A 14937-nucleotide genomic window follows, 5' to 3' on the forward strand; every position below is an offset into this window, starting at 1 on the left:
GGCCGATCCGCTCCGGAAGTCGTGACATCCGCGCAATTCGGCGCTCGATATTTGCGCTTCTTAAATGAATTACCGTCAGATTCGCCTGCGTCGGGCGCCGGTCCGCTGCGTATCGCTTTTGCCGGCCTGTTAACGTCCCGGGGTACAGTATGTCGTTTCAGTCCCATCGTATTCGCGCCGTCACGCGCATTGGATTCATCTCGCTGGCCGCAGCCGTGCTGCTGTCGCCCGCGTTCGCAGCGCCCGATCCCGACCGGATCGCGGTCAATGTCGATCAGGCCAAGCTAGTCAAGCTGCCCGGAGGCATCGCCACGATCGTGGTCGGCAATCCCCTGATTGCCGATGTCACCCTGCAGAATGGCGGGGTTGTCATCGTAACCGGCAAGGGCTACGGCGCGACCAATTTCATCGCGCTCGACCGCACCGGTCAGGTGCTGGTGGACCGCCAGATCCAGGTCGAAGGCCCGACCGACCAGCTCGTCACCGTCTATCGCGGCGTCGATCGCGAGACCTACAGCTGCATGCCGGTCTGTCAGCGCCGCATCACGCTCGGCGACGGCGACGTCTATTTCAAGGCGACCATGGACCAGGCCGGTACGCTCAACACCCAGGCCTCCGGTTCGGGCTCGGCAGGAAAGCCGCAGAACTAGCACGTGTCCGCTCCGGCGCCACTCACGCCGGGGCCGCGGCCGATCGGATGCCGTTCGTTCGACATGGTTAAGCAAGACCTAACGGATCGGAGCACTCTGTCTCGACCCGGCGAAACACTTCAACAATGAGTCTTGGGTTAGTTGTTGCCGCCATGTTGATCCGGGGTCGTTGATGCCGCTGCCCGCACGTTCCTTCGCAGGCCTGCTCCGCCGCTTTCGCCGAAATCGCCGTGGCGTGACCGCGGTCGAATTCGCGATGGTCGCACCGCTGTTTTTCGGACTGCTGTTCGCGATCATCGAAGTGGCAATGATCTTCCTTGCCAGCCAGGTGCTCGAGACCGTGACGCAGGATTCGGCCCGCTTCGTCATGACCGGTCAGGCCCAGGGCCTGAGCTACACCCAGGCGCAGTTCAAGAACTACGTCTGCGGCCGGGTCAGCGCGCTGTTCGATTGCACCAACGGCATATTTGTCGACGTGCGCAGCTATTCCTCGTTCGGCAGCGTCAACATCACGCCGCCGATCGACTCCAGCAACGCGTTCATTCCGACCACGAAATGGTGTCCCGGCAAGGACGGCGACGTCGTGGTTGTCCGGCTGTACTATCAGTGGCCGCTGTTCGTCACCAAGCTCGGCTTCAACGTCGCCAACCTCGCGAACGGCAAGCGGCTGTTGACCGCCACCGCGACGTTCAAGAACGAGCCCTCGGGGACCGCCGGAGCCACATGCTCATGAGCAAAGTCATGAAAACCTTGGCCGCGGCCTTGCTGCGCTCCGTCGCCGCCCTCGGCCATGACCGCCGTGGCCTCGCCGCCGTCGAGTTCGCCTTCATCGTGCCGCTGATGCTGGTGATGTTCTTGGGCACCGTCGAGTTCTCATCCGGCGTCGCGGTCGACCGCAAGGTCACGCTGATGGCGCGCGCCGCGTCGGATCTGACCTCGCAGGCAACGGCGGTGGTCGACACCGACCTGCAGAACTTCTTCAGCGCCGCCGTCGGCATCATGACGCCGTACGATGCGTCACCGACCAAAATCACATTGTCGGAAATCTATATCGACAACTCCAATATCGCGCGGATCCAGTGGAGCAAGGCGGGAACGATCGCCACCGGCGCCACGCAAGCCACGGTGACGACCTCCACGCGCAGTCAGGGTGATGTGGTGACGAGCCTGGTCCCGGCGTCGCTGCTGATTGCGGGCACCTATCTGATCTTCAGTGAAGTCAGCTACAAATACATGCCGACGATCGGCTATGTGATGGCCAAGAGCGGCATCAATCTCAGCGACGTCGCCTACACCAGGCCACGACAGTCGCTGTGCGTGAACTATTCCTCGACGTCGGCCACCGCGTCGAACGCCTGCACGACTTACTAGAGCGTTCTCGAGCGAAGTGGCCACCGGTTCGCGTCAAGAAAACGCGTCAGGAGACTCTAGATCGTTTTCGAGCGAAGTGGGCTGCGGGCCTGCGCTCCATACAAAAAGGGCCGCGCCCGGAGGTGCGGCCCTTGATGCTTTGACGACAATTTCCTGGAGCTTCGTGCGTCCGGGAAATCGGCTTATCCGGCGGCGCGCAGATTGTCGGCCGAGGATTTGCCGGAACGGCGGTCAGCCACGATCTCGTAGGAGATCTTCTGGCCTTCACGCAGAGTGCCAAGGCCGGCGCGCTCGACTGCACTGATGTGCACGAACACGTCGTTCCCGCCTTCATCCGGCTGGATGAAGCCGTAGCCCTTGGTCGCGTTAAACCACTTCACGGTTCCCATGCTCACGTGGGTAGTCCCTTCTCAGATATACAAGTTCAAGACCCGCTGATCGGCGGGGTGGTGAGATCGAATTTTTGGAAGGGTCGTCAGCGTCTGAACCGGCTGTACCGGTATTGGCTAATGTCGTCCGGCCGAAAATCGATGGGTAGGATATTATTCGATAGAAGGCTTCAAAACAATCCTGACGTGCGCGATTTTTTGGCCGGCGCAGGCGCCGGCCAATTGCTGCGCAGGACATCAGGATGTCATGCGCGCAGCAGTTGCAACCTTGTTTATCGGCGGCGGAACTGGCCGCCGCGCTGCGCTCCGCCCCGCGGCGGGCCGCCGGGCGCGCCGCTCGGACGCTCGTCCTTGTGGCGGAAAATCAGGCGGCCCTTTTCGAGATCGTAGGGCGACATTTCGATCGTGACGCGGTCGCCGGCCAGCGTCTTGATGCGGTTTTTCTTCATCTTGCCGGCGGTGTAGGCGACGATCTCGTGTCCGGCATCGAGTTGCACCCGGTAACGAGCGTCGGGGAGGATTTCGGTCACCAGTCCTTCGAACTGGATCAGCTCTTCCTTAGCCATATGGTTCTCCAGATCGAGCGACGGCTAGTGCTTCGGTCGGTTGTTGCGGTTGGGTTGCGGATTCGGCCGGCTCTCGCGATGCAAGAAGGCGACGCCCTGGATGCCTTCGCTGTTGCCGGCCTGCGACGGACGCGGCGACTCGCCCCGGCTCGTCTGCGGCGCGCCATTATTACCACCTGGACGGCGGCGGCGGCGAGGCCCTTTTCCACTTGGAGCCGCCTCATTCTTCCCACGAACATTATGCGCGCGCGGCGCAGAACGGCCACCCCGGTGCGGGTGGGGCGCCTGAGCCGGTGCGGTTTCGCGGTTGCTGCCCGGCGTGCGGCGGTCTTCCCGCGGCAGCGTGACGCGGATCAGCCGTTCGATGTCACGCAAATAGCCCATCTCTTCGGCACCCGCGATCAGCGAGATCGCGACCCCGTCGGCGCCGGCGCGCGCGGTGCGGCCGATGCGGTGGACGTAGGTCTCCGGGATGTTGGGCAGGTCGAAATTCACGACATGGCTGATGCCGTCGACGTCGATGCCGCGGGCGGCGATATCGGTCGCCACCAGTGTACGGATTTCGCCGGTGCGGAATGCCGCCAGCGTACGCTCGCGGTGATTCTGCGACTTGTTACCGTGGATGGCATTGGCGCTGATGCCGGCTCGCTCGAGGCCTTTCACCACCTTGTCCGCGCCATGCTTGGTGCGGGTGAAGATCAGGGCGCGATTGACCGGTTCCTGCTTCAGCAACTGGGCGAGAATCGCCGGCTTGGCCGCGAAATCGACCTGGATCACGCGCTGGGCGATGCGGTCGACCGTCGAGGCCACCGGCGTCACCGCCACGCGGGCGGGGTCGCGCAGCATCGCTTCGGCGAGTTCGGCAATGTCCTTGGGCATGGTGGCCGAGAAGAACAGCGTCTGGCGCCGGATCGGCAGCTTGGCGACGATTTTCCGGATGTCGTTGATGAAGCCCATGTCGAGCATGCGGTCGGCTTCGTCGAGCACCAGGAACTCGACCTGGTTGAGCTTCAGTCCGTTGCTCTGCACGAGATCGAGCAGGCGGCCGGGGGTGGCGACCATCACCTCGACGCCCTGCATCACGCTGCGGACCTGGCGGCCCATCGGGACGCCGCCGATTGCGAGCGCCGAGGACAGCCGGAGGTGGCGGCCATAGGCATTGAAGCTGTCGAGGATCTGCCCGGACAGTTCGCGGGTGGGCGAGAGCACCAGCACGCGGCAGCTCTTGGGCTGCGGGCGGACACGGTTCTCCAGCAGCCGGTGCAGGATCGGCAGCGCGAAGGACGCGGTCTTGCCGGTTCCGGTCTGGGCGATGCCGACGACGTCGCGGCCGGCAAGTGCGAGCGGGATGGTCTGGGCCTGGATGGGGGTCGGTGTGAGATAGTTCTCTTCACGAAGCGCGCGGGCGATGGGTTCGGCGAGGCCGAAATCCTGAAAGGAGGTCAAAAGTGGTTCTTTCCATAAATGCCGTCTTCGTCCCGGTCCAATATCGGCCGGAATCGCTCGAAGGCGTTCGGGACACCCGCGTGTCTGGGGCGTCAAGCTGGGTTAGCTGAAAGGCGAGCCAGAAGCCGCTTGGGGCGGCTTGTACACGCAGCTCGCGAAGGCACCGCGATTTCGCGGGCATGGCGAGGATATGGACCAGGAACAGGGCGGTTTCAAGGTGAGATTGCCGGATCGGTGCCCGAAGTTCGCCGATCGCTCGCGCAAACTCTCACAAATCGGTGCCGGAATTTTAGCCAAAACGGCAAATTTGCCTACAAAATAATCTGATTGCACTTTCGGCAGTCAAGATGACGGCCCAATGATTGAGCAATCGATTTCCGTATTTGCCCGGAACTCGCAAAATTATCCAGTCGGTTCATTGGCTTAAGGTGCCCGCGCACCGTGGCACAGTTCTTGCGATTCCCTTAGCCGCAGGCGGCCAAGCGGCCGTTTCGCAAGCGTTCACGCCTGCGTCAGGGAGACGACATTTCATGCTTACTCAGCTTACTCACAAAATAACGACGATGACCCGCCGCCGCGCGCTCGCGGCGACGGCCGGCCTGGTTTTGGGCCTGGCTGCGTCCTCGCCGTTTTCGCCCGCGCAAGCGGCCGACGACACCATCAAGGTTGGCGTTCTCCATTCGCTTTCCGGCACCATGGCCATCAGCGAAACCACGCTGAAGGACACCATCCTTTTCCTGATCGACGAGCAGAACAAGAAGGGCGGCGTGCTTGGCAAGAAGCTCGAGGCCGTCGTGGTCGACCCCGCCTCAAACTGGCCGCTGTTTGCGGAGAAGGCGCGCGAGCTGATCACCAAGGACAAGGTTGCGGTCGTGTTCGGCTGCTGGACCTCGGTGTCGCGCAAGTCCGTGCTCCCGGTGTTCAAGGAGCTGAACAGCATCCTGTTCTATCCGGTGCAGTATGAGGGCGAGGAATCCGAGCGCAACGTGTTCTACACGGGTGCTGCGCCGAACCAGCAGGCGATCCCCGCCGTCGACTATCTGATGAAGGACGAGAAGGTGAAGCGCTGGGTGCTGGCCGGCACCGACTACGTCTATCCGCGCACCACCAACAAGATCCTGGAGGCGTATCTGAAGTCGAAGGGCGTCGCCCCGGAAGACATCATGATCAACTACACGCCGTTCGGTCATTCCGACTGGCAGACGATCGTGGCCGACATCAAGAAGTTCGGCTCGGCCGGCAAGAAGACCGCCGTGGTCTCCACCATCAACGGCGACGCCAACGTCCCGTTCTACAAGGAGCTCGGTAACCAGGGCATCAAGGCGACCGACATTCCGGTGGTTGCGTTCTCGGTCGGCGAAGAAGAACTCGCCGGCATCGACACCAAGCCGCTGCTTGGCCATCTCGCCGCCTGGAACTACTTCGAGTCGATCAAGACGCCCGAGAACGAGAAGTTCATCAAGGCGTGGCAGGCCTACACCAAGAATCCGAAGCGCGTGACCAACGATCCGATGGAAGCGCACGTGATCGGCTTCGACATGTGGGTCAAGGCGGTCGAGAAGGTGAAGTCGACCGATCCCGACAAGGTGATCGACGCGCTGCCCGGCATCGAAGCCAAGAACCTGACCGGTGGCACCTCGAAGATGCTGCCGAACCACCACATCACCAAGCCGGTGTTCATCGGCGAGATCAAGGCCAACGGCCAGTTCGACGTGGTGTGGAAGACCCCGGGCCTGGTGGCCGGCGATGCCTGGTCGAAGGAGCTCGAGGGCTCCAAGGACCTGATCGGCGATTGGGTCGGCAAGAAGTGCGGCAACTACAACACCAAGACCAACAAGTGCGGCGGCCAGGGCTCCTAAGCTCCTGACCTGAACAACGACACAACACAACCATCCAAGAACCTGGAGAAGGCGGCACCGCTCGCCGCCTTCTCCTCACACTCCTGCCGGGGTACTGACGTGTTCGCCAATTGTATTGATCGCTTTCGCACTCTGTTTCTCTCGATCCTGCTGCTGAGCTGTTTCGCCGTCCCGGCGCTGGCCGGCCCGTTCGAGGATTCGGTCGCCAAATTCGCCAATGACGAGTTCTCCGACACCGAGGAGGCGATCGGCGGGGTTGCCGCGTCGGGCAATGCGCTGGCCTCGCCCATCATCAGCGCGCTGCAGGACGGCCGGCTGTCGGCCGATCCGGACAGCAAGAAGGTCTTCATCACGCAGACCGACGGCAAGATCATCGACGCCGCCACCGGCGCTGCCGTCGACAAGCTGCCCGACAACGCCGCCGCCGTTCGCCTCAACAACCGCCTGCGCCGCACCGTGGATGCCGCGCTCGGCGGCCTGACGCTGTTGTCGCCGGATCCGGCCAAGCGGCTCGCCGCGGCGCAATCGGTGTTCAAGAGCCACGAGGAGAACCTGCTGCCGACGGTGGAGGGCGCGCTCGCCAAGGAGAGCGTCAAGTCGATCAAGCAGGCTTTCGCCGAGGCGCGCGCCGCCATCATCCTGTTCAAGTCGGATGCGTCCGACAGCGACAAGCTCGACGCCGTCGCCGTGGTCAAGGCGCGCGGCGACCAGGAGGCGCTGGCGCTGCTCACCGGGCTCGGCGACCAGCCGCCGCTGGTCGCCCAGGCGGCGGCAACCGCGGTCACCTCGATCCAGAGCAATCTCGCAATGTGGTCGATGGTGCAGAATGCCTGGTACGGCCTGTCGCTCGGCTCGGTGCTGCTGCTCGCCGCCATCGGGCTCGCCATCACCTTCGGCGTGATGGGCGTCATCAACATGGCGCATGGCGAGATGGTGATGTTAGGGGCCTACACCACCTTCGTGGTGCAGGAGGTGATCCGCACCCGTTATCCCGCGCTGTTCGACTATTCGCTGCTGATCGCGGTGCCGCTCGCCTTCCTGGTCGCGGGCTTCATCGGCGTCGTGATCGAGCGCACCATCATCCGCTTCCTCTACGGCCGCCCGCTGGAAACGCTGCTCGCGACCTGGGGCCTGTCGCTGGTGCTGCAGCAGGCGGTGCGCACCGCGTTCGGCCCGACCAACCGCGAGGTCGGCAACCCCTCCTGGATGAGCGGCGCCTTCGAGCTCGGCCAGATCACCATCACCTATAACCGGCTCTGGATCCTCTGCTTCACGCTCGCGGTGTTCGCCATCCTGCTCGCGATGCTGCGCTACACCGCGCTCGGGCTCGAGATGCGCGCGGTGACGCAGAACCGCCGCATGGCGGCCTCGATGGGCATCGCCACCTCGCGCGTCGACGCACTGACCTTCGGCCTCGGCTCGGGGATCGCCGGCATTGCCGGCGTGGCGCTGTCGCAGATCGACAATGTCAGCCCGAATCTCGGCCAGAGCTACATCATCGACAGTTTCATGGTCGTGGTGTTCGGCGGCGTCGGCAATCTGTGGGGCACGCTGGTCGGCGCCTTCACGCTCGGCATCGCCAACAAGTTCCTGGAGCCGGTGGCGGGTGCGGTGCTCGGCAAGATCGCGATCCTGGTGCTGATCATCCTGTTCATCCAGAAGCGGCCGCGCGGCCTGTTCGCGCTCAAGGGGCGGGCGGTGGAAGCATGACGCCGCACATCCTCACCCGTTCGCTCGACCGCGCGGCGACCGCGTTCGTCCTGATCGTCGCTGCGGTCGGGGTGCTGATCCCGCTGTCGAACCTGCTGCTGCCGCAGGGCTCGATGTTCCAGGTGCCGACCTATCTGGTGGCGCTGTGGGGCAAATATGTCTGCTACGCCATCCTCGCGCTCTCGATCGACCTGATCTGGGGCTATTGCGGCATCCTCTCGCTCGGCCACGGTGCGTTCTTCGCGCTCGGCGGCTACGCGATGGGCATGTATCTGATGCGGCAGATCGGCAGCCGCGGCGTTTACGGAAATCCTGTTCTGCCCGACTTCATGGTGTTCCTGAACTGGGACAAGCTGCCCTGGTACTGGTACGGCTTCGACAAGTTTGCCATCGCGGCGCTGATGGTGCTTTTGGTGCCGGGTCTGCTCGCCTTCTGCTTCGGCTGGCTCGCCTTCCGCTCGCGTGTCACCGGCGTTTATCTCTCGATCATCACCCAGGCGATGACCTATGCGCTGCTGCTGGCGTTCTTCCGCAATGATTTCGGCTTCGGCGGCAACAACGGCCTGACCGACTTCAAGGACATCCTTGGCTTCAACGTGCAGGCCGAAGGAACCCGCGCCGCACTGTTCCTGCTGAGCTGCCTTGCGCTGATCATCGCTTTCCTGATCTGCCGCGCGATCGTCACCTCGAAGCTCGGCAAGGTCCTGATCGCCGTGCGCGACGCCGAAAGCCGCACCCGCTTCCTCGGCTATCGTGTCGAGTCCTACAAGCTGTTCGTGTTCACGCTGTCGGCCTGCATGGCCGGTGTCGCCGGCGCGCTCTACGTGCCGCAGGTCGGCATCATCAATCCGAGCGAATTCGCGCCCGGCAATTCGATCGAGGCGGTGATCTGGGTCGCGGTCGGCGGCCGCGGCACCCTGGTCGGCGCTGCGCTCGGAGCCGTCGTCGTCAACTACGCCAAGACGGTCTTCACGTCGGGGCCGCTCGCACCGTACTGGCTGTTCATGCTGGGCGCGCTGTTCATTCTGGTCACGCTGCTATTGCCCAAGGGCATCGTCGGCACCTTCAACAGCTGGTGGGAGACGCGGCGTAGCGCGGCCCTTGCGGCCGACATGGAAAGCGCCGCGCGCGAAGACGGCGTCGGCGCACCGAACCCGGCGGAGTAGGCAGATGAACGTGATGGATACCCGCGCCACCTCGGCCATGCTCTATCTCGACGGCGTGCACGTCTCGTTCGACGGCTTTCACGCCATCAACAATCTGTCGCTGACGCTTGCACCCGGCGAGATGCGCGCCATCATCGGCCCGAACGGCGCCGGCAAGACCACGATGATGGACATCATCACCGGCAAGACCAAGCCGGACGAGGGCACCGTGCTGTTCGACGGCACCGTCGACCTGACCCGGCTCGACGAGACCCGCATCGCCGAGCTCGGCATCGGCCGCAAGTTCCAGAAACCGACGGTGTTCGAGAGCCAGACCGTGCAGGACAACCTGCTGCTCGCGCTCAATGTCGATCATTCCGTGCGCGGCACGCTGTTCTGGCGCGGCAGCAAGGCCGAGTCCGAGCGCATCGACAAGGTGCTCGAGACCATCCGCCTGACCGATGCGCGCAACCGCCTCGCCGGCAGCCTGTCGCACGGCCAGAAGCAGTGGCTCGAGATCGGCATGCTGTTGGCGCAAGACCCCAAGGTGCTGCTGGTCGACGAGCCGGTCGCCGGCATGACCGATGTCGAGACCCATCTGACCGCGGAGCTTCTGAAGCAGATCAACAAGAACCACACCATCATGGTGGTCGAGCACGACATGACCTTCGTGCGCGAGCTCGGCGTCAAGGTGACCTGCCTGCACGAAGGCACGGTGCTCGCCGAAGGTTCGATCGACCAGGTGTCGTCGAACGAGCGGGTGGTCGAAGTGTATCTGGGGCGCTAGCGCGATGCTGAAGATCGACAACATCAATCTTTACTACGGCGCGGCGCAGGCCTTGCGCGGCGTCTCGCTGACCGCCGAGCCCGGCAAGGTCACCTGCGTGCTCGGCCGCAACGGCGTCGGCAAGACCTCGCTGCTGCGCGCCATGGTCGGGCAATACCCGATCGCCTCCGGCGCGATCAATTTCGACGGCAAGGACATCACCGCGCTGAAGCCCTATGAGCGGGCGCGGCGCGGCATCGGCTTCGTGCCGCAGGGCCGTGAGATCTTCCCGCTGCTGACGGTGGAGGAAAACCTCAAGACCGGCTTCGGCCCGCTGAAGCGTGAAGACCGCAACATCCCCGATGACGTGTTCTCGCTGTTTCCGGTGCTGCAGACCATGCTGGGTCGCCGCGGCGGCGATCTCTCCGGCGGCCAGCAGCAGCAACTCGCGATCGGCCGCGCGCTGGTGATGCGGCCAAAGCTGCTGTTGCTCGACGAGCCGACCGAGGGCATCCAGCCCTCGATCATCAAGGACATCGGCCGCGCCATCTCCTATCTGCGCAACCTCGGCAACATCGCAATCGTGCTGGTCGAACAATATCTCGACTTTGCCTGCGAACTCGGCGACAGTTTTGCCGTGATGGACCGGGGTGCGGTGAAATATGCCTGCGACCGCGCGAACCTCGATCCCGCAGAGATCAGCCGCCAGATGGCGCTGTGAACAGGATGTGACGCCGCCTCGCGCGGCGTGCGTGAGGGAGCGTCGGGGGAATGCGGACCGGGATCGCAGGCGCGGCAGCGGCGACGTTTGCGGCAAACCGCGCCCAGGGTGCTGTCAGGTTCGGCGTGCATCGCAAGGATGGCGCCACCCGTCGCGGCGACCTGCATGAGTCAGGCTCGCTGCGCGTCCGCTTTCCATCGCCGGAGGACGACGGCCTCTCGGCCGTGTTCGTCAATACCGCCGGCGGCATTGCCGGCGGCGACCGCTTCGAGATTGCGATCGCAGCCGGCGAGGGCGCCCGGCTCACGCTGACCACCGCGGCGGCGGAAAAGGTCTATCGGGCGCCTGGCTCTGCGGCACGGCTCGACATCGCGCTCAGGGTTGCCGACGGTGCGCATCTTTCGTGGCTGCCGCAGGAGACCATCCTGTTCGACCGTGCCCGTATTGTCAGGAGCTTTGACATCGACCTCGCGGAAGGCGCCTCACTCCTGCTTTGCGAGATCGTGGTGTTCGGCCGTGCCGCGATGGGCGAGACCATGCGCCACGGCGAGTTCGTCGACCGCTGGCGGATGCGGCGTGGCGGCCGGCTGGTGTTCGCCGAGACGATCAAGCTCGACGGCGAGATCGGCGATAAGCTCGCGCGGCCCGCGATCGCGGGTGGGGGCTGCGCAATCGGCACGGCGCTGATCGTGCCGGGCGACGAGGCGTTGGTCGAGCGCATCCGCGAGGCGTCGGACAGCTTCGGCGGCGAAGTCGGCATCTCCGCCTGGAATGGCTTTGCAATGGCGCGCTTCTGTGCCCAAGATGCGGCCCGGCTGCGCGCCGACATGATGACGGTGCTCGGCCGCGCCTCAGCTTTGCCGTTGCCGCGGCTGTGGCTCAACTAGACCTCATCAGAACGATCAGAGTGCTCGCATGAATTTGTCTCCCCGCGAAAAGGACAAGCTGCTGGTTTCGATGGCGGCCATGGTGGCGCGCCGCCGGCTGGAGCGCGGCGTCAAGCTGAACCACCCCGAGGCGATCGCGCTGATCACCGATTTCATCGTCGAAGGCGCGCGCGACGGCCGTACCGTCGCCGATTTGATGCAGGCCGGCGCCAAGGTCCTGACCCGCGATCAGGTGATGGTCGGCATTCCCGAGATGATCCACGACATCCAGGTCGAGGCAACCTTCCCCGACGGCACCAAGCTCGTCACCGTGCACGAGCCGATCCGATAGGAGTACGACATGATCCCCGGCGAACTCTTCATCAAGGACGGCGAGATCGAGCTCAATGCCGGCCGCAAGACCGTGACGCTCTCGGTCGCCAACACCGGCGACCGCCCGATCCAGGTCGGCTCGCACTACCATTTCTTCGAGACCAACCCGGCGCTGAAATTCGACCGCAAGAAAGCCCGCGGCATGCGCCTCGACATCGCCGCCGGCACCGCCGTCCGCTTCGAGCCCGGCCAGACCCGCGACATCAAGCTTGTCGCACTCGCCGGCAAGCGCGTGATCTACGGCTTCCGCGCCGAGGTGAAGGGGAAGCTGTGATTCAATGTGAGGTGAGCACCCTGGTTGGGCTCCCTCCCCCCTTGCGGGGGAGGGTTGGGGAGAGGGGTAAGCCCCGGGCGCTGACCGAAGAAGTTTGGCAATCTGGTGCAACGTGGATCTGCAACGTGCGCTGCCAAGGAGCATTGTAGCCGCATGCTCCCCGCGCTCCGCATGGTCTCCGAGGCTGCCGAGCTTGCCGCGCGCCGTCACAACGGGATGGCGCGCAAGGGGCGGGGGAGCGAGCCTTACATCAATCATCTCGCCGAGGTCGCGAACCTGCTGGCGCAGGTGACCGATGGCGCCGATGCCGAGCTGGTCGCGGCAGGCTGGCTGCACGACACCATCGAGGATACCGAGACCACGCGCGAGGAGCTCGCGCAAAAATTCAGCGAACGTGTTGCCTCGCTGGTGGTCGAATGCACCGACGACATGAGCCTGCCCAAGGCCGTGCGCCGGCAAAGGCAGATCGATGATGCTCCGCATAAGTCGCCCGGCGCGAAGCTGATCAAGGCCGCCGACAAGGTCAGCAATATCGGCGCCCGGATCGTGCCGCATCCAAGCAAGGACGAGCACGACGATCTCGCCGATTATGCGGCCTGGGCCGGCAAGGTTGTTGCCGGTTGCCGGGGCATCAATCCGCGGCTCGACCGCATTTTCGACGACACCATTGCGCGCGCCAAGGCCGCGCTGGCTGAAACTGGGGGCTGACATGTCCGTGAAGATCAAACGTTCCGTCTATGCCGACATGTTCGGGCCGACCACCGGCGACAAGGTGCGGCTCGCCGACACCGACCTGATCATCGAGGTCGAGAAGGATCTCACCACCTATGGCGAGGAGGTGAAGTTCGGCGGCGGCAAGGTGATCCGCGACGGCATGGGGCAGTCGCAGGTGACCAATGCGCAGGGTGCGGCCGATACCGTCATCACCAATGCGCTGATCGTCGATCACTGGGGCATCGTGAAGGCCGACGTCGCGATCAAGGAGGGCATGATCGCCGCGATCGGCAAGGCCGGCAATCCGGACATCCAGCCCAATGTCACCATCATCATCGGGCCCGGCACCGACGTGATCGCAGGCGAGGGCAAGATCCTCACCGCGGGCGGATTCGACAGCCACATCCACTTCATCTGCCCGCAGCAGATCGAGCACGCGCTGATGGCTGGCGTCACCTCGATGCTGGGCGGCGGCACCGGCCCGTCGCACGGCACCTTCGCCACCACCTGCACGCCCGGCCCGTGGCACATGGGACGGATGATCCAGTCGTTCGACGCCTTCCCGGTCAATCTCGGCATTTCGGGCAAGGGCAACGCGTCGCGCCCGGCGGCGCTGGTCGAGATGATCAAGGCCGGCGCTTGCGCGCTGAAGCTGCACGAAGACTGGGGCACCACGCCGTCGGCAATCGACGCCTGCCTGTCGGTCGCCGACGATTACGACGTCCAGGTGATGCTGCACTCGGACACGCTGAACGAATCCGGCTTCGTCGAGGACACGGTGAAGGCATTCAAGGGCCGCACCATCCATGCCTTCCACACCGAGGGCGCCGGCGGCGGCCACGCGCCCGACATCATCAAGATCGCGGGTTTGAAGAACGTGCTGCCGTCCTCGACCAATCCGACAAGGCCGTTCACCCGCAACACCATCGACGAGCATCTCGACATGCTGATGGTGTGCCATCACCTCGATCCCTCGATCGCCGAGGACCTCGCCTTCGCCGAGAGCCGGATCCGCAAGGAGACCATCGCCGCCGAGGACATCCTGCACGATCTCGGCGCGCTCTCGATGATGTCGTCGGACTCCCAGGCGATGGGCCGGCTCGGCGAAGTCATTATCCGCACCTGGCAGACCGCCGACAAGATGAAGAAGCAGCGCGGCGCGCTGCCGCAGGACAAGGGCAACGACAACGACAATTTCCGCGTCAAGCGCTACATCGCCAAATACACTATCAACCCCGCAATCGCGCATGGCGTGTCGAAGCTGATTGGCTCGGTCGAGAAAGGCAAGCTCGCCGACCTCGTGCTGTGGTCGCCCGCGTTCTTCGGCGTCAAGCCGGACTGCATCATCAAGGGCGGCTCGATCGTGGCGGCGCCGATGGGCGATCCCAACGCCTCGATCCCGACGCCCCAGCCGGTGCACTACCAGCCGATGTTCGCCGCCTTTGGCAAGGCGCTGACGGCGTCCTCGGTGGTGTTCACCTCGAAGGCCGCGGTTACCGGCGGCCTCGCCCGCAAGCTCGGGATCAGCAAGAAGCTCTACGCGGTGCAGAACACCCGCGGCAAGATCTCCAAGAAGAGCATGATCCACAACGATGCGACGCCGAACATCGAGGTCGACCCCGAGACCTATGAGGTACGCGCAGACGGCGAGCTTTTGACCTGCGCACCGGCCGAGGTGCTGCCCATGGCACAGCGTTACTTTATGTTCTAAAACCGCTCCCGGTATCCAAAGCCAAAAGAGAAAACCGGGAGGAATTTCAGTGATTTACGTCGTAGCCACGCTGACCATCAAGCCCGAGTCCCGCGCCGAATTCATCGCCGCGGCGACCGCCTGCATCAAGGAAACCCGCAAGGAGCCCGGCAACATCGCCTATGATTTGCACGAGAGCGTCACCGACCACAGCAAGATGGTGTTCGTCGAGCAGTGGGAGAACGCCGAGGCGCTGGTGCCGCATCGCGCCGCCGAGCACATGAAGACGTTCGGCCGGGTCGCCGTGAAGTGCATGGCTGCGCCGCCGAAGATCGAGGTGATCACGCCCGAGAAGGTCGACGTCCGCTAAGATAACA

General features: G+C 64.1%; 17 protein-coding genes. 14 read left to right on the forward strand and 3 right to left on the reverse strand.

Annotated features, from left to right (window positions below):
• The first annotated feature begins 149 nt into the window (after nt 1-149).
• The 3 genes from HAP48_RS19800 (at nt 150) to HAP48_RS19810 (ending at nt 2021) form a co-directional block, all read left to right on the forward strand.
• Nucleotides 150-650 carry a pilus assembly protein N-terminal domain-containing protein gene (locus HAP48_RS19800; RefSeq protein WP_166211047.1) on the forward strand — a complete coding sequence of 167 codons (501 nt, stop codon included), beginning with the start codon at nt 150-152 and terminating at the stop codon, nt 648-650.
• A 172-nt stretch (nt 651-822) separates the two neighbouring features.
• Entirely contained in the window at nt 823-1383 is a 561-nt protein-coding gene (locus HAP48_RS19805; protein ID WP_166211044.1) for a TadE/TadG family type IV pilus assembly protein, read from the forward strand.
• 8 nt (nt 1384-1391) lie between these two features.
• Nucleotides 1392-2021, forward strand: a complete 630-nt coding sequence (locus HAP48_RS19810) for a TadE/TadG family type IV pilus assembly protein (protein ID WP_224496515.1) — start codon at nt 1392-1394, stop codon at nt 2019-2021.
• 182 nt (nt 2022-2203) lie between these two features.
• Here the strand turns inward: HAP48_RS19810 and HAP48_RS19815 are convergent, their stop codons facing one another.
• From HAP48_RS19815 to HAP48_RS19825, 3 genes are all read right to left on the reverse strand, one after another.
• Entirely contained in the window at nt 2204-2416 is a 213-nt protein-coding gene (locus tag HAP48_RS19815; protein ID WP_016842648.1) for a cold-shock protein, read from the reverse strand.
• 266 nt (nt 2417-2682) lie between these two features.
• Nucleotides 2683-2976, reverse strand: a complete 294-nt coding sequence (infA, locus tag HAP48_RS19820; RefSeq protein ID WP_016842649.1) for a translation initiation factor IF-1 — start codon at nt 2974-2976, stop codon at nt 2683-2685.
• Between the two features lie 24 nt (nt 2977-3000).
• A complete protein-coding gene (locus HAP48_RS19825; protein ID WP_166211038.1) occupies nt 3001-4422 on the reverse strand; it encodes a DEAD/DEAH box helicase in 1422 nt (473 codons plus the stop codon).
• A 530-nt stretch (nt 4423-4952) separates the two neighbouring features.
• Here HAP48_RS19825 and urtA point away from each other — a divergent pair.
• The 11 genes from urtA to HAP48_RS19880 all read left to right on the forward strand — a co-directional run bounded on the left by urtA (nt 4953) and on the right by HAP48_RS19880 (nt 14930).
• Nucleotides 4953-6281: an urea ABC transporter substrate-binding protein gene (gene urtA, locus HAP48_RS19830; RefSeq protein WP_166211035.1), complete on the forward strand. Its 1329-nt coding sequence runs from the start codon at nt 4953-4955 to the stop codon at nt 6279-6281.
• Between the two features lie 114 nt (nt 6282-6395).
• On the forward strand, nt 6396-7991 hold the full coding sequence (gene urtB, locus HAP48_RS19835; RefSeq protein WP_166216207.1) for an urea ABC transporter permease subunit UrtB: 1596 nt from the start codon (nt 6396-6398) through the stop codon (nt 7989-7991).
• Nucleotides 7988-9157, forward strand: coding sequence for an urea ABC transporter permease subunit UrtC (urtC, locus tag HAP48_RS19840; protein WP_166211032.1), 1170 nt, complete (start codon nt 7988-7990; stop codon nt 9155-9157). The genes urtB and urtC overlap by 4 nt, the downstream gene beginning before the upstream one ends.
• Before the next feature lie 4 nt (nt 9158-9161).
• The gene (gene urtD / locus HAP48_RS19845) at nt 9162-9923 is read left to right on the forward strand and encodes an urea ABC transporter ATP-binding protein UrtD (protein WP_166211029.1); all 762 of its coding nucleotides are present in this window, start codon (nt 9162-9164) and stop codon (nt 9921-9923) included.
• A gap of 4 nt (nt 9924-9927) precedes the next feature.
• Complete coding sequence (urtE, locus tag HAP48_RS19850) at nt 9928-10623, forward strand: urea ABC transporter ATP-binding subunit UrtE (RefSeq protein WP_029077744.1); 696 nt, start codon at nt 9928-9930, stop codon at nt 10621-10623.
• A 50-nt stretch (nt 10624-10673) separates the two neighbouring features.
• A complete protein-coding gene (locus tag HAP48_RS19855; RefSeq protein ID WP_166211026.1) occupies nt 10674-11510 on the forward strand; it encodes an urease accessory protein UreD in 837 nt (278 codons plus the stop codon).
• A gap of 28 nt (nt 11511-11538) precedes the next feature.
• Nucleotides 11539-11841 carry an urease subunit gamma gene (locus HAP48_RS19860; protein WP_166211023.1) on the forward strand — a complete coding sequence of 101 codons (303 nt, stop codon included), beginning with the start codon at nt 11539-11541 and terminating at the stop codon, nt 11839-11841.
• A 9-nt stretch (nt 11842-11850) separates the two neighbouring features.
• Nucleotides 11851-12156, forward strand: a complete 306-nt coding sequence (locus HAP48_RS19865) for an urease subunit beta (RefSeq protein ID WP_029077741.1) — start codon at nt 11851-11853, stop codon at nt 12154-12156.
• 153 nt (nt 12157-12309) lie between these two features.
• A complete protein-coding gene (locus HAP48_RS19870; RefSeq protein WP_166211020.1) occupies nt 12310-12864 on the forward strand; it encodes an HD domain-containing protein in 555 nt (184 codons plus the stop codon).
• Between the two features lies 1 nt (nt 12865).
• On the forward strand, nt 12866-14581 hold the full coding sequence (gene ureC, locus HAP48_RS19875) for an urease subunit alpha (protein ID WP_166211017.1): 1716 nt from the start codon (nt 12866-12868) through the stop codon (nt 14579-14581).
• Between the two features lie 49 nt (nt 14582-14630).
• Nucleotides 14631-14930: a putative quinol monooxygenase gene (locus HAP48_RS19880; RefSeq protein ID WP_029077738.1), complete on the forward strand. Its 300-nt coding sequence runs from the start codon at nt 14631-14633 to the stop codon at nt 14928-14930.
• The last annotated feature ends 7 nt before the right edge of the window (nt 14931-14937 follow it).

It is taken from the genome of Bradyrhizobium septentrionale, from assembly GCF_011516645.4.
Lineage (GTDB): Bacteria > Pseudomonadota > Alphaproteobacteria > Rhizobiales > Xanthobacteraceae > Bradyrhizobium > Bradyrhizobium septentrionale.

Excerpts from the sequence above, each read along its gene's own strand:
- HAP48_RS19860 (WP_166211023.1), top strand. The coding sequence starts at position 11,539 with ATGAATTTGTCTCCCCGCGAAAAGGACAAGCTGCTGGTTTCGATGGCG.
- urtA (WP_166211035.1), top strand. The coding sequence starts at position 4,953 with ATGCTTACTCAGCTTACTCACAAAATAACGACGATGACCCGCCGCCGC.
- infA (WP_016842649.1), bottom strand. The coding sequence starts at position 2,976 with ATGGCTAAGGAAGAGCTGATCCAGTTCGAAGGACTGGTGACCGAAATC.
- HAP48_RS19805 (WP_166211044.1), top strand. The coding sequence starts at position 823 with ATGCCGCTGCCCGCACGTTCCTTCGCAGGCCTGCTCCGCCGCTTTCGC.
- HAP48_RS19855 (WP_166211026.1), top strand. The coding sequence starts at position 10,674 with ATGCGGACCGGGATCGCAGGCGCGGCAGCGGCGACGTTTGCGGCAAAC.
- urtD (WP_166211029.1), top strand. The coding sequence starts at position 9,162 with ATGAACGTGATGGATACCCGCGCCACCTCGGCCATGCTCTATCTCGAC.
- urtC (WP_166211032.1), top strand. The coding sequence starts at position 7,988 with ATGACGCCGCACATCCTCACCCGTTCGCTCGACCGCGCGGCGACCGCG.
- HAP48_RS19800 (WP_166211047.1), top strand. The coding sequence starts at position 150 with ATGTCGTTTCAGTCCCATCGTATTCGCGCCGTCACGCGCATTGGATTC.
- urtE (WP_029077744.1), top strand. The coding sequence starts at position 9,928 with ATGCTGAAGATCGACAACATCAATCTTTACTACGGCGCGGCGCAGGCC.
- ureC (WP_166211017.1), top strand. The coding sequence starts at position 12,866 with ATGTCCGTGAAGATCAAACGTTCCGTCTATGCCGACATGTTCGGGCCG.
- HAP48_RS19865 (WP_029077741.1), top strand. The coding sequence starts at position 11,851 with ATGATCCCCGGCGAACTCTTCATCAAGGACGGCGAGATCGAGCTCAAT.
- HAP48_RS19870 (WP_166211020.1), top strand. The coding sequence starts at position 12,310 with ATGCTCCCCGCGCTCCGCATGGTCTCCGAGGCTGCCGAGCTTGCCGCG.
- HAP48_RS19810 (WP_224496515.1), top strand. The coding sequence starts at position 1,392 with ATGAAAACCTTGGCCGCGGCCTTGCTGCGCTCCGTCGCCGCCCTCGGC.